Raw genomic sequence first — 24413 nt, 5'->3', positions numbered from 1 at the left:
ATCAGTTCAAACAAATGGTGAAAACCAAAAGTCTGAACACCTGACAACAAGTGATCATCTGGGCGCTACGCTTTTATTCCGTCACACCCTCTCCGTCGAGCGCTACGTTTTCTGACCGATGTCTACAGAGAGAGAATGCAGAGTCTCGCCGGGGTTCATTTCGATCCACCGGCGAGTCTCTGCGGGGAATGAATATCTTCGTCCGGGAATTCCGGGTTTTCAGTCCTCTTTTGAGAACATGGTTCGCTCGAAATGCGAACTATTCTGCTTGCGTGATTCTGCGAATGAACTTCAGCATCAAAGGATGGGCGGGGTGTGCCATTCCGCCGTGATTGTATCCATCGAGTTCGAAGAGAGTCGTCTGTTGATGCCCAGCGACTTGCATCATTCGCCACATGTACGCGTTTTCTTCGTAGCGCCCAAGCATCTCAAGTTCACGGTCTCCTGTAATGAGAAGCAATGGCGGAGCATCTGCTCGCACGTGATAAAGTGGAGCGAGGTCATCGACAATGGGTTGCTGTTGCGGGATGCCGCGTTCTTCCCGAACGGTCATGTGAGTGATAGTGTGTCCGCTGAAAGGAATAAGACCCGCGATGTCATCTGCATCAATCTGATGAGCTTCGAGCCAGCTTTTGTCTAATCCGATCATGCTGGTGAGATAGCCACCAGCCGAGTGGCCACTGACGAAAATCTTCTCCGGCGATCCTCCGTAGTCGGCAATATTCTCAAACACCCAAGCCACGGCTGCAGCTGCGTCTTCGATATATGCAGGAGCCTTGACCTTTGGATAGAGGCGATAGTTGACAGCGACGACCGCGATTCCCTGATCTTTCAATTCGCTTGGAATAAATCGGTTCCCGCCCTTTAATCCACCACCGTGAAACCAGACGACAGTTGGAAAGTTTTTGAGGTTCTCTGGGAAATAGATGTCCAGTTTGCATCGCTCTCGTTCCAGCTCCGATGCGCCTTCTGAATCGCGGTAAAAGATTTCCTTCTCTGTTCGGTAACGAATTTCGTCGTCGTCGGCGAACAGCAGAGCGGGAGCAGCTACGAAGAGGGCTGCGGCAATCAAGCCCATTCGAATGTTGAAAGAAACGAGTGACTGATTTTGGAAGAAACGCATAAAGTGATCCGGATGACAAGGTTTCAAGGATGACGGAGCAACAAGAGTATTTGATCAATCATCTCTTGTGGGTTCGCGAGTTGCAAACGGTTCGCAGAGCACTGAGTTTGAATGGAGAGTTGATGAGATTCAACTTCACCTTGAGCCAGCTGCGTGCAACGGAAATGGTCACATAACAGCTGGCATATATCAGTTTTCAGGGATGAAAGAAGGTGGCCACAAGGGAATCAGAACCCTTGACGAAGAAGCCCATCGAAAGCGAGGAGTTTCCTGAATGGAAGTCCAAAGACAGCAATGTCTTGATGCGAACTCCCTCAATCGGCACGAATTGCCTCTCTTCTCGGACGAATTTCGGGATTCCACGATTGTCGAGGAGATTGTGATTCAAATCTCTTCCCGTTCTATGAAAAAATCATAAAACTAAACTCGCCAGGCGTTGAGGACCAAGCTCGCCCACAACGTTCACGATGGAACATTGAATAACGCACCATTGATTCATGATGATCGGGTGGTTGGAAGGAGACAGTTCGTGAAAGTTTGGCCAGGAGAACCGTATCCGCTTGGGGCAACTTGGGATGGACGGGGAGTAAACTTCGCACTGTTTTCTGAATTTGGGACACGGGTTGAACTCTGTTTGTTTGATTCGGTGACAGCCCGACGGGAATCAGTTTGCATTCCACTTCATGAACGAACCGATTTCGTCTGGCATTGCTATCTGCCAGGAGTGAAGCCGGGACAACTTTACGGATATCGGGTTCATGGTCCCTATGAACCAAATAATGGCCACCGATTCAACGCCCATAAGGTCCTTCTTGATCCTTATGCGAAAGCCATTGGACGTACGCTGAGCTGGAACGACAGCCTGTTTGGATATCGCATCGGATCTCCCGAGCAAGACCTTTCCTTCTGTGATCTCGACAACGCCCCATATGCCCCGCTTGGAGCAGTCGTCGATGAGCGCTTTCACTGGGGAAACGATCAACAGCTGCGCACTCCCTGGCACCAGACTGTGATCTATGAACTCCATGTCAAAGGCATGACCAAGCTGCATCAAGGGATTCCCGAATCGCTGCGCGGAACTTATGCAGGTCTGGCCAGCAAGCCGGTGATCCAACATCTCAAGAAGCTTGGAGTGACGGCAGTCGAGTTGATGCCGGTGCATCATCATGTCGATCATCGGCACCTCGAAGAGCGCGGCCTGACGAACTATTGGGGTTACGATACTCTTGCGTTTTTCGCACCCGAACCAAGCTATGCTTCAGACCGATCTCCGGGCGGATGCGTTCGCGAATTTAAGAAGATGGTCAAGACGTTCCATAAATCCGGAATCGAAGTAATTCTGGATGTGGTTTATAATCACACAGGTGAAGGAAGCCGACTGGGACCGACTCTATCACTTCGCGGTCTGGATAACTCCCATTATTACAGGTTGGTTCCGAATCAATCTCGTTATTACATGGATTACACCGGGTGTGGAAACACGCTCAACATGCTTTCACCGAGAGTCCTTCAGCTCATTATGGCCAGTCTTCGGTACTGGGTCACCGAGATGCATGTCGATGGATTTCGATTTGATCTCGCGAGTGCGCTCGCCAGAGAGCTTCATGCTGTTGATAAGCTGGGAGCGTTCTTCGATATCATTCATCAGGACCCAGTGCTCTCAAGAGTCAAGTTGATCGCCGAACCCTGGGATCTGGGAGAAGGTGGATATCAGGTCGGAAACTTCCCCGTGGGCTGGACGGAATGGAATGGGAAGTATCGCGATAATGTGCGTCAATTCTGGAAAGGAGACGGACACGCTGTCTCGGAATTCGCGACCCGCCTCACGGGAAGTAGCGATCTTTATGAACACAATGGAAGACGACCATACGCGAGTATTAACTTTATTACATCGCATGACGGGTTCTCGATGTATGATCTCGTCTCATACAACGAAAAACACAACGAGGCAAACGGTCACGGAAACACCGACGGAGATTCTCATAACAACAGCTGGAACTGCGGTGTTGAAGGAGAAACGGACGACTCTCAAATCCGCTTTTTGCGTGCCCGTCAGATGCGCAACATGATGACAACGTTGCTGCTCTCGCAAGGTGTGCCAATGATTCGCAGCGGCGATGAAATTTGTCACACGCAGAACGGCAACAACAATGCTTACTGCCAGGACAATGAAATGAACTGGTTGAACTGGGACCTCAACCAGGAACAAGAGGACTTCTTCAACTTCTGCTGCCAAGTCGCAACGATCTGGCGGGAGAATCCTGTCTTTCAGCGACGGCACTTCTTTCAGGGACAAGCATTACGAGGAGCCACGCAGAAGGATATTCACTGGCTTTCGCCGGATGGGAAAGAGATGGATGACTCGGATTGGCATGCCCAGTCCGCGCGGTGCCTCGGTGTGATGCTCAACGGTCTCATGACTGACGAAATTGATCGCTGGGGCCGACAGATCAACGGGAGCACGATGCTCCTTCTCTTGAATGCGCATCATTTCGATGTCCCGTTCAAGCTTCCGACAATGACCACCCGGGGACAATGGATTCTGGAACTCGATACCGCATTGCCGTATGCAAAATCGCATCCACTGAAGACGAACCAACGAAGAATGAGCGGTCGATCGATTGTCGTGCTGAGATTTAAGGCGAGTCGCTGGAATCGCTCGAAGACACAAATTCACCCCCCGGAACAAAAACGCGGTCCTCACCTGCTCAAACAGTTTCAGCGGTGGTCAAAATTCACGTCATCTCTCGAGAATGGGGCGGGGAGTTCCAGTTCGTCAGACAAAAACGGGCATCGTTTTCTGACGCGTCTGTGGGAGCAAGTCGAATTGCTCAGTGGCTCGAAAACCTGGTGATCACTCAGTCTTCACTGAGGAATTGCCAGTCTCGGGCGACACCGCATTGTGACCACAAGTTGAATTCCTCTCCGACCGATTCATCGCCGTTGACGAATCCGGTCGCGCCGGAGGGATCGTCGTCGGTCCAAAAGCAGATGACGCCGTTGCGATTCACTTCAGCTTTCGCAACATTGAACAGACCGATCTGGATCGGAGCTTGAACCGTCTCGCCGTCATCGAGTTGTTTCGCGACTCTTTCAAAGTCATTCTGCGAAGCTGCGAATGCGAGTTTAAGAGGCCAGTTCAAGAACGCCACTGAAGCAATCATTAGAGCAGAGAAGACGATCAGCCTGCGACGAATTGGGATTCCGGTAAGAATCAGACCGACGAGAAGGAATCCTGAGAGTAAGCTCAGCACGACCACCATTGTTGAATCGAGTGGCCAAAGTGAGCCCGCGATGGGAATCCCCGCAAACACAAGGACGGGCACTTCTGACATCACTGACAGGAATCGATTGGAATTGTTCATCCCGTTTCCAAGTTGTGGAAGACTCGTCTGGGAGTCTTGCGTCGGATGACATTGGGCATCTGAGATTAAGAATTCAGCGAAGAGTTCACCGGAATTCGAAGATCTTCTCAGTTGATTTGTCGCGTCAATTCACGAACAGGCAAAACTCAACTCCTTGGAGTTTCCTTAACAAATTCGCGAAGATCAGCGTCCATAGTCTATCAGTTGAAAGAGTCGTGGCCAGTTCTCTTTGAGATGTCACTCAATTTTGTCGATCAAAAGCTGCCAGAGCATTTGTTGGCGTTCGCCCGGGCTGTCTGTCGTTCTGAGATGTCTCAAAGACGAATTCGAAAACGACATCAGCGAAGCATCCGAACGTTTGCCCCTCCATGGGCAGTCGCTCATCCATGAGTCACGTTCGGACGTTTTCCCGTTGCACCGGGATCGTTCAACTCGTCGAGTGTTCTAAGTGGGCGGGAGAGATTGTCTTCCGATGTGGTCTTTGAAGACGTTCAGCAGGCAGGACGAGTCGCTAATTTTCTCTTTACGTTGACCGCTGCGGGGACGTTTCGAACTGAAGCTGTTCGAGGCCCGGACGAATCCATTCGCGGCAGAGTTCGGTAATGGGAATCTGTCGTTCAGCAGCTGCCTGACGAAGAAGTCGCCAGTCGGAGATGGGAAGGAAGATTGAGATTTGCTTGCGGAGTTCAGTTTGCTTGGGCATGTTGTTTCGTCTGTCGTCGTAATTGTGTGATGAGAATAAAAGCGGTCGAATGATGGTCGCTGCGGGGGTTAACTCTGCTCAGGATTGTCAGCGAGTTCTTTCGAAGCTGGTTGGGAAGGTTGTCGTTGCTTCCGCTTCGATTTCTTGGGAGTTTCGAACGGTGAGTCGTCAACATCCCAGTCGCTCATTGTCAGTTCTTCCGGCATCGGAAATTGACTATCCCAGCTCAAGCGAACTTCACGAACCATCGCATCGATCTCCATTCAATGAGTTGTTGGACGAAGAGTCAGTTCAGAAAGTCGGGTGTTGTTGTCCGACTGTCGAAAAGACTGTGTGTGCTTCACACCTTCAATACGAGGACCAATTCGAAACCTGACAGCTGTCTTTGCAGATTTTCGAGAAAAGTCCGAAGGCACGCGTTTGCTTCAAAATTCGCTCGCGACTCCGGATGCTGTCACGGAAAGCCACCAGCGATTAGACTCCACGCAGAGCGAGATTTTCACGCAATTGTTGGAAAGGTTAGGTCGATGCAAACGGAGGCCAGTGTTGAGATTGAACGAACGATCGAAGATGTCTTTTTTCTGACGATCGATCACGTTCCGGAATGGAGCCGGGTTGTCGTCGAAGATGAAGTCATTGACGAAACTCCCGAAATCATCGGTTCGACATTCCGGACTGTGACCCAGGAAGGCGGAAATCGAATGGTGTTTCAAGGGGAGATCACGGCCTATGATCCTCCCAAGTTTCACGCGATTCATCTGACCGGAGAACTCTTCGACATTGATGCCGAATATCAGTTCGAATATCTCGGAGCGAAGACACGAGTCACTCAGCTCTCAACCGTGACTCCGAAAGGCTTCTTGAAAGTCTTCTTCTTTCTGTTTGGTTGGCTTATGAAGACTTCGAGTTGCAAAGCTGCTCAACAGGAGTTAGACCGCCTGAAACGCTTTTGTGAGACCGAAGGAGAGCGGACGAACTCGGCCGCAGATGGCGAAGACGATCTTTGAAACGCGGTTCGTCGTTGACAGCCCTGTGAATTGAATCCTTAAACATCGATGAAAGATTAAGGTTAATACACATGATCACTGCGCGGGCAATTCTCCCAGTATTTCTGGTTCTTTTCTTCCATTGTTTTGCTCTCTGTGCAATCGGAGATCAACAACCTCCGAATGTAATTCTTCTGTTAATCGATGATCAGGGGTATTACGATCTCGGTTGCTATGGCGCGACAGAATTCCGAACGCCGGAGATTGATCGACTCGCGGCTGAAGGAATTCGGTTCACAGACTATTATGCGGCTGCTCCGATTTGCAGCCCATCGCGAGCGGGATTACTGACAGGATGTTATCCCCGACGGGTTGGATTAGAGACCTGGGTTCAGCGAGCCGACTCTCGTGTCGGATTGAATCCCGATGAGTTGACGCTGGCCGAACTCTTTTCTGATCATGGCTATGCAACTGCCTGTATCGGGAAGTGGCATCTCGGGTTTCACGAGCCCTTTCTGCCGATGAATCAGGGATTCGACGAGTATTTCGGTTTGCTCCACAACCTTGATCCGGTCGAAACTCGGTATTTCGAGCAGAGTGGTGGCGTTCCAGTTTTACGGGGAAACGAAGTCGTCAAGCGGCCAGCAGATCCGAATGAACTCACGAAGATTTATACAGACGAGGCGATTAAATTTATTACAGAAAACAGGGAAGACCCTTTCCTTCTTTATCTTCCGCACACGATGTTGCACAACCCTTTGGGCGTCAGTGAAGAGTTTCGTGGGACCTCTGATTTTGGAGAATATGGAGATGCGATTCAGGAACTGGACTTTCATGTGGGACGACTGGTCTCGACATTAAAACAGCTGGATTTAGATCAGCAGACGATTATCGTCTATCTGTCCGATAACGGGCGCGGACCCGGGAGGAATTCACAACAGCCGCTCATTGGAAGAAAACTGACGACGTTCGAAGCTGGCATTCGAGTCCCCGCAATCGTGTGGGGGCCAGGTTTAGGAATCGATCAAGGCAGAGTCTCTCAAGAAATGATTCACGCCATGGATTGGTTTCCCACTCTCAGCACGTTCGCGGGAATCTCCGTCCCTGAAGAACGTATCATTGACGGGAGAGATCTTTCGGCACTACTGACCGGGAAAGCTTCCGGGATTGATGACCCAATGATCGACGACTCACTGAATGGGAAGATTCTCGAGCGTCGTCCGTGGGATCCTGGCGATGAGTGGAAGGAACTCGTCAGTCAAAAGGAATTTCAGGATGCGTTCTTCTATCACGGAAGCGAAGGGGCGCTCGCCGCTGTTCGATGGAAGCAGTGGAAACTGGTCCTCAATCCGAGTCTGAAACTCTACGACCTCGAATCTGACCCTTCGGAATCGACTCCTGTCCGGAATCCGATAATCATCCGTAAGCTGCGCGGAATGGCAGTGCTCTTTCAAGAAGAAATGCGCGACGGTGAACGGGAAGTCGGCCGGATCGTCGACTAGGAAGAGGATCGTCTTTCCGTCAGCGAAGGTTGGTGCGAAGTTGCGAACGGATGGAGCAATTCGGTCTCGTCATCAGGATTGGTCGGGAGAATGGTCGAGTGGTGAGATTCGCTGAATTTGAGATGATTGAATTGCTGCGACGTACCCAACCGTTTCCGGAAAGGCTTTTGCCTGGACCTGTAGTTGCGTGAGATCAGCGCAGAGGTAACGATGACAGATGGCTGCCCGCATCTCCGGCGGAAGCAAACATCCAAATTCGCCATGAAAATAACATGAGTCTGTATACGTCATGCTTCCAAGAAATTTTTCATAGCTTTCAACGATGTCTTGAGCGCGATAGTCCGGGTGTTGAGTTCTCATTCGGAGGATTGCCGGATGATCAAGGTACGCCAGCGACTCACCTCCTCCCTGGCAGCACCATCCCTGACAGGTCGCACACGCTTTTCCAACAAGGTGAGATTCCGACTCACTCAACGATTCTCCAAAGTCTTCTGCTGGCAAGTCGTGACTGGAGTCGGGAAACTTCTCGAAGTTTTCTTCGACGAGGGCTGTGAATTTTTCGAGGAACTTCTCTCTGCGTTCAGCGGGAAGTGACGAAAGCGGTCGGTCTTGAGAAGGGACGAGTGCAGGTTCGTGGAGGATCGGGAGTTCGATCCCGCGTCGTTCTGCATCGACGACCGCGAGTGCGCGAATCCTCTCTTTGAGTTCTTCCCGATAGACACCATGAGAAGCGATTCGATCCTGATCGCGTGATTCAAAGCGGCATGCCGGGCGGTGACATTGGGAACCAGAGACTCGTTCGGCCGGAGTGAGAAAGGCATGACATCGCCGACATTGAACTTCGCCGCGTGCCAGTTTCCCATGATAGGTTCGACGGCACGTTCCCGAGGGACAGACTGAGTGCTGCCCCCGGGAATGCACTGGAACCTTCGATCGGCACACTGCGCAGACAGTGGCATTCAAACGTCGAGCATGTTCACCGGTTTTCATACTCCCGAGAATAGCTTTCGAAACTTGCTCTTTTCAATATGTAAATTGAAAGGCTTGTTTATCGACCGACTCGCATCGTTGCTCGTCGAGAGCATATGACTCGCGGCCATTGTCGCGATATGTTGGTCAAGAAGTTTTAGTTCCCCGTCCAGGCATCGATGCCAGCGAGATCTGAGATGTTTTGCCACGGGTTTTCAACGTCCGTGATTTGTTGGTCGGATGGTGTGCGAAGTTCCCGGATCAGTTGAGCGACTTCGGATTGGATCAACGGATCTTTCGCCAAGGCACTAATCCGGATGAGAGCCGGTTCCGCGAGGCGACCCATTTCGACAAGCGAGTCGAGAGCAGGGCTCTTGAATTCGGTTTTGTTCTGGGCTGCGTGTGTGCGCGCTTGAGCACTTTTTGTTACGAGGTCAAGGACCCGTTGTTCTGTTTCTTGCGGCATGATCTCCATTCGTCCAACAAGAACGCGTACAACTTCGTCCGGCTTCGGAGTGACCTGCAGGGGGAGAAGAGTTTCGGTGATGTGAGTTGGAACCATATACAGAATTCGAGTTCCTTCTTCGCCAAACCATGAAGACTTCCAGCACTCGACCATTGACTCTGCCTCTTTTTCGTAAAGTCCTTCCTGGACGAGGGCAGAGACCATCTCAGTGACCAAGGGTTGGATGTCGCTCCAGTCCGCAGAGTGTGTGAGAGTGGTGTGACTCTGAGCCTCGACACGGTCGAACTTGCGGAATCGCACGGATTGGTTTTTGACTTCGACGAGGAAGACTGACCGAAGATCTTCGTCGCCAGAGTTCTTCAGAGTGAACGTTCCATCTGCGAGTGCTTCGGCAGTGACGGGAAGTTGGAAGTTGCCAACGCCGCGATAGAAAAGAAACTTCTCGAAGTAATCAATGGAATTCGGAGCTTCGCCCGTTCGGAACTGAACAATTGCAGAGTCTGTGTTTCGAGCTGCAAAGTAGTGAGGGTATTTCTGTTCCGGTTCCATCAGCATTTTTTCGACGCCGTGTCCGATCCGGCGGGATAACTCTTCGTCTTTGACCGCGGGACGCAACGACTGAGCGGGAATCAGATGGATTTTTCCCCAGTCGAGCTTTCCGTTTTCAAGTGGGATCTTTGGATCGAGGCCCTGGCCAAACGGAGTTGGAGAGATGTATGGCATTTCGGGATGGAACTGGCGAACTGGGGGGAAGTATTCGGTGAGAAGGCCTTGTGGGAATTCCACTTGTACCTCAACGTCGCGCTCGACGTCGGTGTAGAAGTACGTGATGGGCGTTTCCATTCGTTGGATGGCGCGAATCGATTGTTTTGAGAGGAGACGCGACCAAGAAGGGCGAATCGTCGAAACGAATTTTGGGAGGTCGTTTTCCACCAAAGGCCGAAAGGAGAGGTGAATTCCGTCAGAGCCGGAGAAACTGGTGAACGTGCCCCATTCATGAACGATCAACGGAGCATCTTGTGTGAGATCGTTTTTCGTGCTGTCTTCGGAATTTGAAAGATCTGGAGATCCGGCCTGCTTTGAGTTCGCAGTCAAGTTGATTGCGAACGTACAACAAATGAGCGCCCCGACGAGGGACGGAAAGAGGAACACACGTTTCATGGAATCGTCTCCGGTTCGGACTTCGAGTTCAGACATCTTCTGGTCGAGTCAGATGGGAGCAGCGACTGGCGGAATCTGGGGATTTCGAGAAAAATCATGGCAATGGCAATTTTTCTCCATCCTCACGGAGAGTCTCATTCGACCTGTTGGGAAGAACGAAATTGTCAAGGAGTGATCAGGAGCGACGGATGACCGATGCAGAGTTGGTTCATCGAACTCGCAACGGGGAATCCCTCGCGAGAGATCAACTTGTGCGCAGATGGGCTCCCCGAGTTCTCGCCATCTGCCGCGCGAAAATTGGCCATCACCACGTCGCTGAAGACTTAGCTCAAGAGACACTCATTCGTGGACTTGCCGATCTTTCTCGGCTTGAACAAGCAGAAAAGTTCGGGGGATGGCTTCGCTCGATCGCAGGCCATGTCTGTACGGATTGGCAAAGGTCATGCGCAGCGAAACGACGAGCCATCATCGGAGTTCAAGCGAACGGACAGCACCGAGGCCAGTCGCTGAGTGGGAGAGACAGTTCTCCCGCGAATCAGGCGGAAGACGACGAGCAACGCGAACGCCTGGAAGAGGCGATTGATCAACTTTCAGAGGACCTTCGTGAACCACTCATGCTCTTTTATTACGACGAAATGACTTACGAAGAAATCGCAGCACTTGTAGGAGTGTCGCGGGCAACTGTGAATACGCGACTGACCAAAGCGCGTCACCAACTGGCTTGTCAGCTTGCCAGTCTGGTTGAGTTGAAAGAGTAGGGGGAGGAAATGCGTTGCGAATCCATCCAACAACAAATCTGTGAGAGTCCCGATCACTACTCGGATGATCCGGACGGAGAGATCATTCTCCAGCATCTCACGGAATGTCATGTCTGTCGCGCCTTCGCTCAACAGGTCCGGTCAGTTCATCTGGACCTTCTCAAAATCGGTTCCGAAAACCTCGACAGATCGTTGTCGATCGCTGACCGCGTCCTTCTCGATATATCGGAAATGGATCAATCGGGGGCTGTGGCTGGTGCTCATCGGTCGAATCGAAATCGGTATTCAGCTCCGTTTAAGTGGAACGCTATTCTCAGTTGCGCAGCTTCCGCATTCGTCGGATTCGTTCTCGCCATTCTGTGGATGCGACCTCTCAATGAACCCGAGCCCATAATCGTTGAGCAGTCGCTGGAAGTGCCTGTGAAGAACTCACCGTTGCACTCTCCTTCGGGCGATATGGAAGAGACGTCATTCAGCGACAGCGACACCGCCGCACATCTTGTTCATGCAACAGGCAAGGTTTCCATTCGCGTGAAGGAGGACGAACCCTGGAGTGAAGTTGAGATGGTGTCACTCCCGGCGTTCGGCTGCCCGTCATCCGGATCGGTTCGGACCGAAGAAGGTGTCCTCTGTGAACTCGAAACAACAACCGGAAGCCGTGTGCGACTGAATGAGTCGAGCGAAATCAAGGTTCATTCCGGAGATGAAGTCGAACTTGTTCGCGGGCAGGTGTGGTTTCGTGCGTCGACAGATGCTCCCTTAAGAGTGAAGACTTCCGGAAGCGAGAAGACGCAAGAGAAAGCCGATTCCGATTGGAGACTCATGTGTCATTCGAATACGGAGAGCCTCGCTTCGTGTGCTCCAGATCAGCCTCTTCAAGTCGCCGCTGCTCTGGGATCCGTCGATGTCAGCTTGAATGGTGTCGACAGGACGCTTCCGCCGGGAACGTTTTTTACGCTCGCAGACGGTGAGGTGAATGTCCGGGAATCGAGCCAGGATATTCTCAACGCCGAACGATGGATGCAGCCACTGCTCACTCTGGCGGGCCATGGAAATCCTGAATTGACGAAACGGGTCGATGCCTTATTGGCCCAGATCGGGCGGACGAAACTTTCATCGATGTTCGAACGGGATCTGAGAAACCTTGGTGAGTTTGCGGCGCTGCCGCTGATGCGGTTTGTCAGTGCTGAAGAGTCCGCGAATGAATCGAAGCAGCGACAGTTGGCGATCAGAATCATTGCCGACACCGCTCCCATCTGGATGGTGCCAGACCTGATTCAATCTCTGAACGACGACGATGGTGTCGTTCGAATGGAATCCGCACGTGGGCTGCTTCGACTGACCGAGGAGACGATGGGGATTCCCTTGGAAGACTGGATGCGTGAGCGTGACGTGTGGGAGCCTGCGTTCATTCGCTGGAATGAGTGGTGGCAAGAAAACCGATCTGCGTTTCCTGTCTCACCGACAAACGTCGTTCCGTTGCAGGACCCAAAGACATTGTAATTCGCGTGTATTGTAGTTCGCGCGTCACGTGAGTTTCGTCGTCGGTAACATAAAGTATTCGCTGATTCCTTCGAGGATGTTTGCAACTGCGATCGACGATAGGACCAGTCCCATTACGCGGCTGATCACACTCGCGCCGCTCAACCCAATGAGGTTAGAGATCGCTGTCGATGCACGCATGAGGAGGTAGGTAACGAAGACGACGCCGAGCATCAATCCGGAAGTCACAATCTGATGCAACACCGAGTGACGCCCGTTCTCTGTTAGAAGGACCACTGCCATCATCGCTCCCGGAGAGGCGATCGACGGAGTTGCCAATGGGAACACTGCAGTTTCGTGGGCCGATTTCATCGATTTCAATTCGCTTTCCGGTTTTCCTTCTCCGAAAATCATCGTCATCGCGAACAGGAAAAGGACCAGTCCTCCCGCGATTTGAAATGCAGGCAGCGGAACGTCCATGCCGTCGAGCATGACCTCTCCGACGGCCGCAAAAAACAACAGGATCATGCCCGCAATCGCGGCAGCATACTTGGCAATTTCCTTCTTCTCGTCCTCGGTTCGCGTTCGAGTCGCACTGACGAAGACGGGGACCGTTCCAATGGGGTCAATGACTGCCCACAGAAGAATGATGGTGGCCAAAATTTCGTCTGGAGTTTGCATTGCAGCTGCGATTCTTGATCAGTTGGTCGAGAGTTCCGGGAAGATTAGACCAGTTTCACGAAACCACTGCACTCGACGGAATCCGTTTCTTTCGATGAATGCTGCGTTTTCTCCGGTACATCGCTTGGACCCGAATAGAAGATTCGGTCAATCGACGAGAGAACATCAACTTCCGTCTGAATTGTTCGGGCTCGAAGTAGGTGTCGAGATGCTGACTCCGGAACGCGAGAGAGAAATGGCATTCGCCCCAGCTGTCCCAACCATAATGGCTTCGATCAGTGGCGGGTCAACGGACGCACTCCCAACCCATTCGACAAGAAAGTTGGCTCCAGAGCCTCCTGAGCTGTGGCGTCGTTCAACAAGAAATTCGACGGTTTGCAGTGGTTTCAGCTCAATGGTTTTCTTCAGAAACGCTTTGATGTGCTTGCCATTCGTATCGAAGTAGTCGACGGTCTCAATGGCGATGGGGCGATTCGGATCAATGTTGCGAATGCTGAGAGTCGTTTCGAGTAGAAATGGTGATCCGCCTTCGTAATACACATGCGAGTAGGACGGGACGTAGACCCACTGCGAGTCCATTCCGTCGAAATCGTCGGTCACCGGATAATGATCAGCGTCTGGCGGGTTGTAGCTCCTGGGAAGTCGAAACTCCTGCTGGTGATCGAGGTTTGCGAATCTGGCATCGAGAAGCAAACCGAGCAGAAGCAGTATGAGAACAGGAGTGACGAATATCGCGATCAGTGCCAGCGGACCGCGATCGAGCAACCACAGGAACCAACTTGGAAACTCTTTGGGAGCAGGCATCAGTGCCTCGACATGGAACGGAACTGGAAGTCGAAAGTCGACCTGCGATCCTAACCGGTCCGAATCGTTGTTTGAAGACTTGTCACCCGGTCCAGACCGGCAAGCGGACACAATTGCATCGCATGCATATCTGCCGATTGGTTCTTGCAAATTGACTCGAACGAAGAGAAGTGGTTCGCGTTTTCCGATCCTGGCCGTTGATGAGTCGAAGAGATCCTGACTACAAACGCTCAGGGTTGAACGGAGTTTCCGGGATCTCTCCGGAAGCGAAGTTTTTGAGGAGCGGACGCAATCGCCGGATTACACGAGTTGCTCTCTCGTCTGGCGATACAGCGAGATTGTGAAATTCACCGGGATCCGAGTGATGGTCGTAGAGTTCGGTTCCATACTTGCCATCTCCCCATTCGGTGTATCGATAACGAGCCGTTCGAATGCTGCAACCCATCACGGGTGTTTCGAGTCGATCGTCAGCGGGACGCAAGACTTGTGTGACGGCCAATCCATTCCAATCAGAATTCACGTCATTCAGGAGTGGACGGAGGCTGCGCCCTGCGAGTCCTTCAGGGGCTTTGATTCCCGCGAGATCGGTGATCGTCGGATAGATGTCTACAAACTCGACGATGCGGTCGCAATTCCCTCGGTTTTGCGAATGTTCTGGAGATCGAATCATCAGCGGAGCGCGGGCTGATTGTTCGAATAGCGATCGTTTCTGCCACATCCCGTCGTGTTCGCCAAGGTGATATCCGTGGTCGCTCCACAAGACGACGATCGTTCTGTCGGCCAGTTCGAGGCGGTCAAGTGCCTCCATGAGACGTCCCACTTGAGCATCGATAAACGAAACGGATGCGTAGTAAGCCTGAGTTGCCCTCAGGAGTGTCTCTTCATCAAGTCCGTAGTTGGGAATGGGGCAATTGTGTGCAAACGCTGCGACAGGAATGTCGGCACGATCATCCGTGGGACTGAATGGGAGACGAAGTTCACGGATGGGGTATTGTGCGAAGTACTTCTTTGGCGCAACGTACGGAGTGTGCGGTCGGAAAAATCCGACTCCCAGAAAGAATGGCTCGTTGCGTTTCTCTTCGAGAATACGAATCGCTTCCGTGGCGATCATCCCATCAGTTTGTTCTGTGTCATCTCCGTTAGCAGCCAGCCAACTCAAAGCAGCGCTGATCTTTCGATGAGGTTCCGCATTGAAGATTAGCTCTTCTTCGACTTTATCACGCCCCGACGGATTGACCGTTCGATTCCAGGATGGAGGATCGTCGAATCCATCCGTCCCGATCGAGGCTGGAACGTTGTAGTGGTAAATCTTCCCGACTCGTGCTGCAAAGTAACCCGCCTTCTGGAAGGCTTGCGGAAGTGTGACGGCATCGGGAACTTCATCACGAAAATGGCGGTCGAGATCATACACCTTGATCTGATCAGGACGCAGCCCCGTCATGACTGATGCTCGTGTCGGATTGCAAAGCGGCAACTGGTTGTAAGCGCGCTGAAAACAGACACCTTCCGCCGCGAGTTGATCTATATGTGGCGTCTTCGCGATCAAATCGCCATAGCATCCCAAGGTGCATGCCAGATCGTCGACAGCGATGAACAGCACATTCGGCGGTTCATCGGCCCCGTCGACGAGTCCCGGTATCAGCGGGATCAACAAAGCGAACGAAAAGGCCAGTCTTTGGATTGGAGCAAACACGGAATAGAAGGTCCTCGAACGGTTTGCTGGAACGATGATCATCTCTTGGCTACCGCGATTGCAACTTCAAGCTTCAATTCCATCTGATTGCTGAATGAAGCGAGACGACTGCAACAACGGTTTCTCGAAGGTCTTTGTATGAGTTTTAGCCACCGATAGCAAAAGTGGCTGCAATGTCTGGTGAGACTTTCGATCCCCGCAGTTCGATGTGCGTAATGTGTCGGAGTTTTCTCAGGTAGTCGACGCACTCATCGGTCACGTTCGTCCCAGCGAGATTCACAAACGACATCTTTCGAAGCTTTTCGAGGAATTCGACCTGCTCACAGGTGATCGGCGAGTCAACCAGGCTTAGCGATTCCAGATCTGGATGCAATTGCAAAAGCTCATCAAATGCTGACTGTTCCGCATTCGGGAACGAAAGACGCAGAAGTTTGACGGTGCCAAGTCGGCCAAAATTTTTCAGTCCACTTGCAAGAGGAGATTCGGAGATGATCTCGAGGCTTTCGAGAACACAATCTTCCGGGAGACGGTCAAGTCCCTCAGCAGTAATGCTGGCATTCTCCAGCGTCAGATATTGCAGGTGGTCCAACCCAACGAGAAGGATAAAGTCATCATTGTCGATCTCCTGTCCGACTTTGACTTCTTTCAGATTCTCAAACGTTGTGGCCGGCTGGAAATCGATATCTGCTTCAACTTCAACCGGGACCAGCAAGTTCGCGATGAGTTGAGGTTGTTCAACCTGCGAAAGAATGTCTGCCGGGGAATCTTCGGTCAGTTGAATGGTGATCATTCTCTGATCGTCCCATTCGTAGACAGCTTTCGAGTCATCGGGGCTTCCAAACACGCTGTCAGCGTTGATGAGAATGTCCGTGCTGTCGCCGAGAGCATCGTCAAGTTTGAGCAACTCGCTGTATGGAATGGAAACGTCGTAGACGGAAAGTTCGATGAGGTTTGGAAGGCCGCTCAAGGCTTTCAGTGCGTCGGGAGTGACGGCACATCCATCGAGGACGAGTGTCTCCAGCGACTTCATTTCCGCGAGAGTTGGAATTGCTGAATCGTCGACAGAAGTATTCGCAAGCGAGAGGTACTCCAACTTTGGAAGCTTCTGAAGATGTTGAAGCCCCTCATTGGTGATTGACGAATTCGAGGCGTTCAGAGACTCAATGGTCTCAATCGTTGAGACCGTCTCCAAGTCGGAGTCGTTAAACTGATCGGTCTTCATTTCGACGGAGACGATTTCGCCAGAGTCCAACTGGCGAAGACTCATCCCTCGATTCCGAAGAGAGTTCGCTGGGCCATTCGACTGGGTGAACCAGTAAATCAATCCAGCCACAACAATAAAGGCGGGTAACCAAATTTTAGCTTTGCTCATTCTCAAACACCTGACAAAGAATACATCAACGATTGAGAATGGGAGTCTAGTTGGTCATTCGCCAACTGTCTATTCGACGAAGTTGTTTCAATTAAAACAGTCGTTCGCGGATCCGCTTCTGACGGTTCTTCCGTTCGGTCACCGGGGTCATTTTGATGAATGTGCGACGTTCATCTTTCCGATGGGGTACAACTCTTCGAGCCCTTCGACAATCAGAAAATGCCCCGGGACAGCGACTTCATTAAAAACCTGTCGCGTTCCGCTGGGCCAGTCGATTTCGATCTGAACAGCTTGGTCGGAATCATTCCATCCAACATTCAGAACCCGTTCGTTTGAAGCGAGATACCCATCGCCTGCTGTCAGTTGAACGAGTCGTGACGTCTCAGCCCCACGGATGCGCACTCGCGTTCCAATGGCATCTCGTTCAGACTGGACGCCTTTCAAAGTCAGCTTGAGACTTCGCCCGACCGGGGCAGTGAGATTCGTCAACAGGGCATAGTCTTCCTCAAGATGCCCGACGATCAAGTCATTCAGCCCGTCTCGATTCCAGTCAAGTGTGACAGCTGCGCGGCCCAGATGAAGCTGTTCAAAGTATTCTCCGACACTCGAACCGGAAAGCTGATGGAATAAGCTTCCTGCCTGATAGAAGAGTTGAGGAGCCATTCGAAACGGCCGACCAAAACGCGTGAGGTCTTGAAGATGTCCGTTCGTCACGAACAGTTCTGGAGTCCCGTCGAGATCGGCGTCCAGAGACTGTGTTCCGAAACCGAGACTGTTCCACGTTGTCGTCTCAAGTTGACTGGCAACCGTCCGGTCTTCAAAGAATCCCGGAGTCGACTGTTGATAGAACGTATTGGATTCCGCCAGAAAATTCGTCGTGTGGAGATCGAAAAGACCGTTTTGATCGAAGTCGCTGACAACGATTCCCATGCATCCTTCAGCTTTTCCATCGCGGTTAAAAGCCACTCCTGAAGTTAAGGCAATATCGTCAAGTCGAAGCCCATTCTCTGTGCGATCGAATTGAAACAGGTAGTTTGCGGTCGTGTCATTAGCCACGAACAACAGCGGACCAGCAGTGTGCTCTTCTCTCCAGATCACGACTCCAAGTCCTTTGCCGTCAAGCGGCGGGTGCATGTCCGACGCAATCTCTTGAAACATCCCCGATTGCTTATTCACACGAATGGAATCCGGAGCGCCTTCAAAATCGTAAGGCTGACACATCGCGAGTTCGCCGTCCGGATGGAGGCATGTCTTCGTGAGAACGTCAGTTCCACTGAGGTAGTTGACGTCGTAGAGATCAGCCAGTCCGTCGGAATTGAGGTCTGCAATGAGACAACTGGTCGTCCACTCGCTCTCGGAATCGAACTCGTCCAGCTGCGAGAAGGTTCCGTCTCCGTTATTAATGTGAAGACAATTCTTCCCAAAATTCGCGATGTATACGTCAGGAAAACCATCGGAGTTGATGTCGCCGATGGAAACTCCTTGTCCGAATCCGGTTTCTTTCAGGAGAGCTTTTCCCTCGACGGAAACAAACCGATCTCCGGAGAGATTTCGAAAGAGTTGATCGGGACGCATTCCTGCAGACTCCAATGGACGACAATCAGCTTGCGTGCAGATCACGTCCGGCCAACCATCGAGATCAAAGTCGATGACGCCGATTCCTCCTCCGGAAAAAGTCCAGATGAACGGTTTCCCGTCGGCACCCGAACGGTCTTCGAACCGAAAATGAAATCCCGTCTCTTGAGAATCATCAGCAAAGGCGATTTCAGGTGCGGAGTGACTCGGTGAATTCAACTGAGGGGATTCATCATCTCGAAGCGGCGGCGAGAGTGGGGACTCGTCCGGTGTCAGCGGAACCGGATCAATGAGTGATGGAAGTGTCAGTTGGAGTGGAGCCTCGCGACAGACTCGTTGAAGCTGTTCAAAGAGCTCGCGAACAACGGGAGAGTTTGGAGCGAGGTCGATTGCAATTCGACAGAAGTGAAGAGATTCCCAGGCACGACCGACTTGAAAGTAGGCGTTCGTCAGAGAGATGAGGTCGTCGATCCCCCCCTGGCGTCCTCCGAAGAGAATTCTTGAAACCACCTGTTCAAACTGGTCCAACTGCTGGAGTCGATTCTTGAGAACAACGACCGCGTCTTCTCGGTCGAAGTCTGCGGCCAACTGTACGAGTTGACTGGTTACCGATCGTGACTCAGGAGCCAGTTGTGAAGCTTTCAAATAGCAGTGCATGGCAGAAGCACGATCACCTTGCCGCGCAGCGAGTTTTCCTCGTGCTTGCCAGTATTGGGGATAGAACATCGCAGCTTCGCTCGCCAACTCGATCTCAGTCGAAAGCTCTCGATCTCTCTCAAGCTTCGAGAGTTCAAGCATCAGCAAAGGGCGGGTAAGTGGAGGAGCGTTGCTGAGTTTGAGCGAGCTGCGTAACAACTTGACTGCCTCTTCGGGATCGTCGTTTAGGATGGCACGCTGCGCCAGTCCGAGAACAGGAAAGGAGTCGTCAGAGCTGGCCTTCCTTGCCGCAAGAAGCGTGGGAAGATCATCGATCCCGCTTTCTTCGCGCGCGAGCAGCATCACAAGATCCGTCTCCGCGCCGGACTGAACCACTCGCAGAATCAGTTCGACAGTGTCCGACTTCTGTCCACAGAGCGTTAACAGGTTGGTCAAGTCAGTCAGTGTCTGAACGTCATTTGGATCACTCTTGAGGGCGAGTTGGAAACATTGTGCTGCTTCATTCAGTTGCAATAAGTGATCGCGATGGATGACCGCTGAACGCTTCTGCAGTTCAGGGTTCTCGGGAAACTGGTCCAGGAGTGAAACCGCTTCCTGATACTTGCGTTGCGCGATCAGTGTTCTCGCAAGAAGTTCCACTGCCTGCGAATCGTCAGGAGAGGCCTCGAAGAGGTCTCGAGCGATGGTTTCAGCCTGAAGCGGATCTCCGGACTTCAGAAGCTTCTCTGTTTTCTCAATCTGAGCTTCGCGAGTCGGACGCTTGTTGAACGTTCCGAGAAGAATCAAACCGACAATCGCAACCACGATTCCGCCGAGGAGGATGCGCATCCCGAGAACAGAACGAGAATTGGGTCTCAGAGGTTGATTGCTGTCTTCGATACTCACAGTCACCGCAGATGTTTTTGCAGACTGGTTTGAGCGGGAAGTGAATGATCCCCCACTCATTCAGAGGGGCGCGATCACACGTTAAATCTTGATGAAGTCGACGTGTTGGTGGAAGCTGCTGAGATGCCGGGACGTGCTGCTTGACAGCGATGAACTCCTGGCCGCAATTGATGGGATACGGAGCGAACGAATCAAAGTCAATAGATGGCAACTGACACTTTGCTCAACGATCTGAGCGCCGTGGCTGCTCAATGACTAAGAATATCGGAAATCTTGTCGAGAAAGCATCAATCATTGGGGATGCGACAAATCGCTCAGATTGACTTCCTTAAGTCGTTTTTTATTCAGTTGTTGTGACGTTTTCTCCGTTATGGGAATGTTGCAATCTGAGTGAGGATCACAAGTGTTTTGTGTATTTTTGCAACTCTTGGCCTTGCATCCCGGTACCCATCAATTATCCTGAATGAATCCGGGCCATTCTGGTCCGATCGTCTGATCGACAATTCCATTCAATTTTCATCTCGTAACGCTCTCCCCGCTATGCGTGGGGCTGTATCGATTTGACTGTTATTACCAATAACTTTTCCCTCTTCGTCTTTTATGAAATTCTCGAAAGGATGTGGCATGCTGAGGCCAACTCTCCAACGGAAAAAGGGGTTCACGCTCATCGAACTCCTCGTGGTGATCGCGATTATCGCGATCCTGATCGCACTTTTGCTGCCTGCTGTGCAGCAAGCGCGTGAGGCGGCTCGCCGTACTCAATGTCGAAACAACTTGAAGCAGTTGGGGCTTGCCCTCCACAACTACCACGATGTTTACCGTTCGTTCCCTGCTCGACAGGGTGGAACAGGGACGATTCAACGTCGAGCGATGCGTCTTCGGATGTCGGCGTATGTCGCACTGCTTCCGTATCTCGATCAAGCTCCTGTCTACAATGTCATTGTTGATAACCAGCAGCACTCTTGGGCGAACACAGAATGGAACAAGTTGTCTCTGGAAGCTCTGAATTGCCCGAGTGACGCCGGTTCGATCGAACCGAACAACGCTGGCCGACAACGCGGAACGGAAAGTTACGGTTTCTGTGGAGGGGATAACTACCTCGGATCTGTGGTTGCATCGAACGAACGAAACGACAGTGCTTTGGCGGAACAGACTCGCCCGATGTACAACCGTGGAATCTTCGGGCGGGGTGCCGTGACCAAGATTCGTGACATCACGGACGGAACAAGTAACACCATCGCAATGTCCGAGCGATCTCGTCCAGAAACGCAACTTGCTCGCGGAATGCCAGTGAAAGAAGCTGGTGCAAGTGTTGACACTTACGCACCAATTTCCTGCGAAGCATGGCGTCAGGGTTCAGGCTTACGTCCCGATGCTCCGTATTTCACAGAAGACACCTTGCCAGGTTATCGCTGGAGCGATGGAGCAGCCTTTTTTGTCGGTGTGACGACAATTCTTCCGCCGAATGCACCAGTTTGCCTCATCGGTTCTCCACGCTGGCAGGACGGTGGAGGTCACTACGGTCCAGGAGTTTGGACTCCAACCAGTGAACATATTGGTGGTGTGAATGCCTTGCTTGCAGATGGTGGAGTTCGTTTCATCAGTGAAAACATTGACTCCGGCAACAAATCTGCGATCGCACCTCAGCCAAACACAGCTGGTCCTTCCCCATACGGTGTCTGGGGAGCACTCGGTACAAAATCCGGTGGAGAAATTATCAGTGAGTTCTAAGTTCTCTTAACTTGAAGAAGACTTAAAGCTCGTTTGATTGAAATGCTGCATGGGCAGATCCCATGTGATTCTAAAGTAAGACCTATGGACCTCCTTCATGGATCATTGGAGGGGGTCCGTTTCTGAGACCAGGACCACCCCTGCGGGATCGATCCGACTTGGGTGAATTTGTATAGGAGAATGCTTTGAAGGGTTTGTGGCGAACTTCCCTCTCCTTGGGGTTAATGGCCTTAATTGCCGGTTGCGGGTCGGTGGATTCTTGGACGAAGAGTCTCCCCGACACAATCGAAGCTGGCGGATATGTCACGTTGAACTCAGTGCCAGTTGAAGGGGCGTCGGTCGTGTTCGCGCCCGTCGATGGCAAATACGCAGCGACTGGAGTGACAAATAGCAGTGGCTACTTTGAATTGAAAGCCTTCCCCTCCAAATCGGGTGCGGTTCCCGGCAACTACAAAGTTGGAGTCATGCAGACTGTCCAATTTGATGACAGTGGAAAGGCTTTTGATCCGGGAGAGGATTCAGAACATCATGATGCTGCGACGGCATCTGTTGGTTGGAAGAATGCACTTCCAGACCGGTATAAGAGTCCTGAGACATCAGGGCTGACAGCCAGCATCCCCGACGGTGGGACAACGGAAATCAAGATTGAGTTGATGCCTTAAAATAATTGCGGCGTTTCTGTTTTATTGCGTTTAAATTGTGGAGTGGTTATGAGATTACTAAACAAGCGAAAAGCATTCACCCTCATCGAATTGCTGGTGGTGATTGCAATCATTGCGATTTTAATCGCGCTTCTTCTGCCTGCGGTGCAGCAGGCGAGGGAAGCGGCACGTCGAACGGAATGCAAAAACAAGCTGAAACAACTCGGTATTGCGCTCCACAATTATCACGACACCTACAACATGCTTCCGTGGGGATCAGGACCTGAAAACATCCACGGCCGTGCTGGTGGAAATGGAAACGCTCGGGGGGGCGGACGTCGACACAACGGAATGGTTGGCCTTCTCCCTTACATTGATCAAGCCCCACTCTTCAATCTCATTTCTGCCGGTGGAACAGCGGCTTCCGTGAACGGAACGACGAACTACAACGGCTTCGTCTTCACACCATGGGATAACAACCACCAGGCTGTTCGAGCCAACATTCCAATGCTTCTCTGCCCGTCGGATGGAGACACGACTGAGCAATCCCCACGCGGTAAAAACAACTACATGTTTTCCCGTGGAGATCAGGTCTGGGATACGAATCCAAGTTGGAATGGAAACGGCGGTCGAGGACTGAGAGGAATGTTTGTGGGTGGACGAGACGTCTACAATCGGAACTTCAAAGAATGTGTCGATGGTCTCAGCAACACCATCGCAATGGGTGAGCGAATCAAAGCTAAGAATGGTGGAACCACCGTTCAAAGTGGAGCGACGCACATCGACATTCAACAGAGTCAGTACCGTGTGAATCCTGCTGTCTGTGAAACTGCAGTGGGGCCCGGTGGAGTCTACAACGGCGGAGTTCGTCGCTGGGCTGGAACGCGATGGATGGATGGAACCAATGCGTTCAGTGCTATGACTACTGTGCTCGGTCCGAACTCTCCTTCCTGCTCACAGGGACCTGGCGATCAACGTGATGGAATCTTTGAGCCATCAAGCCTTCATCTAGGTGGAGCTCAGGTGTTGATGGGTGACGGTGCTGTGCGATTCATCAGCGACAGCATTGATACTGGAGATACCACACAGGAATCACCCGTCAATGGTCCCAGCCCTTATGGGGTCTGGGGAGCTCTCGGTTCCATCAACGGTGGAGATATCGTCGGAGCGTTCTAAGAGTGAGCCAAAAACAGAAAAGCGAGTCAATCTTGAAACACTGTTCGCTTTGAAAACGGTTTGGTGACGATCTCTTCGGATCTGTAACGACTTTTTGAATTCGAAATCCAGAACCTCAGAGCACAACCTGTTCTGGGGTTCTTCGCTTCTAGCTTCAAACAAAGAGAAAGACGACTGATGCCAGTTCGATTGCTGATTTTGTCCACTTTGCTGATGGCAGGCTGTGGTGGCGGTGACGCCAATCAAGTTCCAGTTTATAAAGTGACTGGAAAGGTGATCATGTTCGGGACACCTCTGTCTGATGCTTCTGTTTCATTCTCGCCGAAGGACAAACAACCTGTGGCGACGGGACGGACTGATATCAACGGAGAATTCGAACTCACGACTTACGAGTATGGAGACGGGGCAGCTGAAGGGAACTACGCGGTATTGATTGATAAAGCCGGAGCGGTTGCCGGGGCAGGTGATACCGGTGGAGACGATGAGCATTCCGCGGATGTCAATTTCGATCCGGGAGCTTCGGGTGAGCATGAGGACGGAGAAAGTTCGAAGAGTCTCGTTCCGCCCGACTACAACGATTCGAGTAAAACGCCGTTGTCAGCCACAGTGACAACTGATGAATCTCAGAATGTTTTCGAGTTTACGATCAACTAATGTTTCAAGAGAGAAATTCAGCGAAGCAT

General features: G+C 51.7%; 21 protein-coding genes. 10 read left to right on the top strand and 11 right to left on the bottom strand.

Translation table 11 applies throughout. The annotated features are described in order from the left end of the window. Window positions 1-259: 259 nt before the first annotated feature. A complete protein-coding gene (locus tag KOR42_RS07935) occupies window positions 260-1123 on the bottom strand; it encodes an alpha/beta hydrolase (protein ID WP_231740771.1) in 864 nt (287 codons plus the stop codon). Between the two features lie 29 nt (window positions 1124-1152). On the opposite strand from KOR42_RS07935, the gene KOR42_RS26500 reads away from it, so the two are divergent. After that, a complete protein-coding gene (locus tag KOR42_RS26500; protein ID WP_197440968.1) occupies window positions 1153-1299 on the top strand; it encodes a hypothetical protein in 147 nt (48 codons plus the stop codon). 353 nt (window positions 1300-1652) lie between these two features. Next, on the top strand, window positions 1653-3977 hold the full coding sequence (gene glgX, locus KOR42_RS07930; RefSeq protein WP_146508597.1) for a glycogen debranching protein GlgX: 2325 nt from the start codon (window positions 1653-1655) through the stop codon (window positions 3975-3977). A gap of 4 nt (window positions 3978-3981) precedes the next feature. Here the strand turns inward: glgX and KOR42_RS07925 are convergent, their stop codons facing one another. The 3 genes from KOR42_RS07925 to KOR42_RS07915 all read right to left on the bottom strand — a co-directional run bounded on the left by KOR42_RS07925 (window position 3982) and on the right by KOR42_RS07915 (window position 5439). Further along, window positions 3982-4488: a hypothetical protein gene (locus KOR42_RS07925; RefSeq protein WP_146508595.1), complete on the bottom strand. Its 507-nt coding sequence runs from the start codon at window positions 4486-4488 to the stop codon at window positions 3982-3984. A 523-nt stretch (window positions 4489-5011) separates the two neighbouring features. Further along, on the bottom strand, window positions 5012-5191 hold the full coding sequence (locus tag KOR42_RS07920; RefSeq protein WP_146508593.1) for a hypothetical protein: 180 nt from the start codon (window positions 5189-5191) through the stop codon (window positions 5012-5014). 68 nt (window positions 5192-5259) lie between these two features. After that, a complete protein-coding gene (locus tag KOR42_RS07915) occupies window positions 5260-5439 on the bottom strand; it encodes a hypothetical protein (protein ID WP_146508591.1) in 180 nt (59 codons plus the stop codon). Between the two features lie 279 nt (window positions 5440-5718). Here KOR42_RS07915 and KOR42_RS07910 point away from each other — a divergent pair, with 279 nt between their 5' ends. Beyond that, window positions 5719-6198: an SRPBCC family protein gene (locus tag KOR42_RS07910; RefSeq protein ID WP_146508590.1), complete on the top strand. Its 480-nt coding sequence runs from the start codon at window positions 5719-5721 to the stop codon at window positions 6196-6198. A 71-nt stretch (window positions 6199-6269) separates the two neighbouring features. Beyond that, window positions 6270-7679: a sulfatase family protein gene (locus tag KOR42_RS07905; RefSeq protein WP_146508588.1), complete on the top strand. Its 1410-nt coding sequence runs from the start codon at window positions 6270-6272 to the stop codon at window positions 7677-7679. Between the two features lie 72 nt (window positions 7680-7751). On the opposite strand, the gene KOR42_RS07900 is transcribed toward KOR42_RS07905, so the two are convergent. Together KOR42_RS07900 and KOR42_RS07895 are read right to left on the bottom strand one after the other, a co-directional pair. Continuing rightward, complete coding sequence (locus KOR42_RS07900; RefSeq protein ID WP_146508586.1) at window positions 7752-8600, bottom strand: hypothetical protein; 849 nt, start codon at window positions 8598-8600, stop codon at window positions 7752-7754. Window positions 8601-8805: 205 nt separating this feature from the next. Continuing rightward, a complete protein-coding gene (locus tag KOR42_RS07895; RefSeq protein ID WP_231740769.1) occupies window positions 8806-10275 on the bottom strand; it encodes a hypothetical protein in 1470 nt (489 codons plus the stop codon). Window positions 10276-10463: 188 nt separating this feature from the next. Here KOR42_RS07895 and KOR42_RS07890 point away from each other — a divergent pair, with 188 nt between their 5' ends. Both KOR42_RS07890 and KOR42_RS07885 read left to right on the top strand, forming a co-directional pair. Further along, complete coding sequence (locus KOR42_RS07890) at window positions 10464-11033, top strand: RNA polymerase sigma factor (RefSeq protein ID WP_146508582.1); 570 nt, start codon at window positions 10464-10466, stop codon at window positions 11031-11033. 9 nt (window positions 11034-11042) lie between these two features. After that, window positions 11043-12536 (top strand): FecR domain-containing protein, encoded by a 1494-nt coding sequence (locus tag KOR42_RS07885; protein WP_146508580.1) that lies wholly within the window; start codon window positions 11043-11045, stop codon window positions 12534-12536. 24 nt (window positions 12537-12560) lie between these two features. Here the strand turns inward: KOR42_RS07885 and KOR42_RS07880 are convergent, their stop codons facing one another. The 5 genes from KOR42_RS07880 to KOR42_RS07860 form a co-directional block, all read right to left on the bottom strand. Continuing rightward, window positions 12561-13196: a MarC family protein gene (locus tag KOR42_RS07880; RefSeq protein WP_146508578.1), complete on the bottom strand. Its 636-nt coding sequence runs from the start codon at window positions 13194-13196 to the stop codon at window positions 12561-12563. Between the two features lie 165 nt (window positions 13197-13361). Further along, window positions 13362-14000, bottom strand: coding sequence for a DUF3124 domain-containing protein (locus KOR42_RS07875; RefSeq protein WP_146508576.1), 639 nt, complete (start codon window positions 13998-14000; stop codon window positions 13362-13364). Window positions 14001-14220: 220 nt separating this feature from the next. After that, window positions 14221-15735 carry a sulfatase gene (locus tag KOR42_RS07870; protein WP_146508574.1) on the bottom strand — a complete coding sequence of 505 codons (1515 nt, stop codon included), beginning with the start codon at window positions 15733-15735 and terminating at the stop codon, window positions 14221-14223. A gap of 103 nt (window positions 15736-15838) precedes the next feature. After that, window positions 15839-17065, bottom strand: coding sequence for a leucine-rich repeat domain-containing protein (locus KOR42_RS07865; protein WP_146508572.1), 1227 nt, complete (start codon window positions 17063-17065; stop codon window positions 15839-15841). A 147-nt stretch (window positions 17066-17212) separates the two neighbouring features. Further along, window positions 17213-20125: an FG-GAP-like repeat-containing protein gene (locus KOR42_RS07860; RefSeq protein ID WP_231740766.1), complete on the bottom strand. Its 2913-nt coding sequence runs from the start codon at window positions 20123-20125 to the stop codon at window positions 17213-17215. 681 nt (window positions 20126-20806) lie between these two features. On the opposite strand from KOR42_RS07860, the gene KOR42_RS07855 reads away from it, so the two are divergent. The 4 genes from KOR42_RS07855 (at window position 20807) to KOR42_RS07840 (ending at window position 24384) form a co-directional block, all read left to right on the top strand. Next, the gene (locus KOR42_RS07855; protein ID WP_146508568.1) at window positions 20807-21913 is read left to right on the top strand and encodes a DUF1559 domain-containing protein; all 1107 of its coding nucleotides are present in this window, start codon (window positions 20807-20809) and stop codon (window positions 21911-21913) included. A gap of 251 nt (window positions 21914-22164) precedes the next feature. Beyond that, window positions 22165-22575, top strand: coding sequence for a carboxypeptidase-like regulatory domain-containing protein (locus KOR42_RS07850; RefSeq protein ID WP_146508566.1), 411 nt, complete (start codon window positions 22165-22167; stop codon window positions 22573-22575). Between the two features lie 48 nt (window positions 22576-22623). After that, complete coding sequence (locus KOR42_RS07845) at window positions 22624-23730, top strand: DUF1559 domain-containing protein (RefSeq protein WP_146508564.1); 1107 nt, start codon at window positions 22624-22626, stop codon at window positions 23728-23730. 177 nt (window positions 23731-23907) lie between these two features. Next, complete coding sequence (locus KOR42_RS07840; RefSeq protein ID WP_146508562.1) at window positions 23908-24384, top strand: hypothetical protein; 477 nt, start codon at window positions 23908-23910, stop codon at window positions 24382-24384. Window positions 24385-24413: the final 29 nt, after the last annotated feature.

The organism is Thalassoglobus neptunius (assembly GCF_007859735.1).
Taxonomy (GTDB): Bacteria; Planctomycetota; Planctomycetia; order Planctomycetales; family Planctomycetaceae; genus Thalassoglobus; species Thalassoglobus neptunius.
This window is presented reverse-complemented; position numbering and strand designations above follow the sequence as displayed.

Bases quoted from the DNA above. Each gene is read 5' to 3' on its own strand.
- KOR42_RS07905 (WP_146508588.1), top strand. From the start codon at position 6,270: ATGATCACTGCGCGGGCAATTCTCCCAGTATTTCTGGTTCTTTTCTTC.
- KOR42_RS07840 (WP_146508562.1), top strand. From the start codon at position 23,908: ATGCCAGTTCGATTGCTGATTTTGTCCACTTTGCTGATGGCAGGCTGT.
- KOR42_RS07860 (WP_231740766.1), bottom strand. From the start codon at position 20,125: ATGCGCATCCTCCTCGGCGGAATCGTGGTTGCGATTGTCGGTTTGATT.
- KOR42_RS07885 (WP_146508580.1), top strand. From the start codon at position 11,043: ATGCGTTGCGAATCCATCCAACAACAAATCTGTGAGAGTCCCGATCAC.
- KOR42_RS07915 (WP_146508591.1), bottom strand. From the start codon at position 5,439: ATGGTTCGTGAAGTTCGCTTGAGCTGGGATAGTCAATTTCCGATGCCG.
- KOR42_RS07865 (WP_146508572.1), bottom strand. From the start codon at position 17,065: ATGAGCAAAGCTAAAATTTGGTTACCCGCCTTTATTGTTGTGGCTGGA.
- KOR42_RS07925 (WP_146508595.1), bottom strand. From the start codon at position 4,488: ATGAACAATTCCAATCGATTCCTGTCAGTGATGTCAGAAGTGCCCGTC.
- KOR42_RS07870 (WP_146508574.1), bottom strand. From the start codon at position 15,735: ATGATCATCGTTCCAGCAAACCGTTCGAGGACCTTCTATTCCGTGTTT.
- KOR42_RS07890 (WP_146508582.1), top strand. From the start codon at position 10,464: ATGACCGATGCAGAGTTGGTTCATCGAACTCGCAACGGGGAATCCCTC.
- KOR42_RS07880 (WP_146508578.1), bottom strand. From the start codon at position 13,196: ATGCAAACTCCAGACGAAATTTTGGCCACCATCATTCTTCTGTGGGCA.
- KOR42_RS07845 (WP_146508564.1), top strand. From the start codon at position 22,624: ATGAGATTACTAAACAAGCGAAAAGCATTCACCCTCATCGAATTGCTG.
- KOR42_RS07895 (WP_231740769.1), bottom strand. From the start codon at position 10,275: ATGAAACGTGTGTTCCTCTTTCCGTCCCTCGTCGGGGCGCTCATTTGT.
- KOR42_RS07875 (WP_146508576.1), bottom strand. From the start codon at position 14,000: ATGCCTGCTCCCAAAGAGTTTCCAAGTTGGTTCCTGTGGTTGCTCGAT.
- KOR42_RS07855 (WP_146508568.1), top strand. From the start codon at position 20,807: ATGCTGAGGCCAACTCTCCAACGGAAAAAGGGGTTCACGCTCATCGAA.
- KOR42_RS07910 (WP_146508590.1), top strand. From the start codon at position 5,719: ATGCAAACGGAGGCCAGTGTTGAGATTGAACGAACGATCGAAGATGTC.
- KOR42_RS26500 (WP_197440968.1), top strand. From the start codon at position 1,153: ATGACGGAGCAACAAGAGTATTTGATCAATCATCTCTTGTGGGTTCGC.
- KOR42_RS07920 (WP_146508593.1), bottom strand. From the start codon at position 5,191: ATGCCCAAGCAAACTGAACTCCGCAAGCAAATCTCAATCTTCCTTCCC.
- KOR42_RS07935 (WP_231740771.1), bottom strand. From the start codon at position 1,123: ATGCGTTTCTTCCAAAATCAGTCACTCGTTTCTTTCAACATTCGAATG.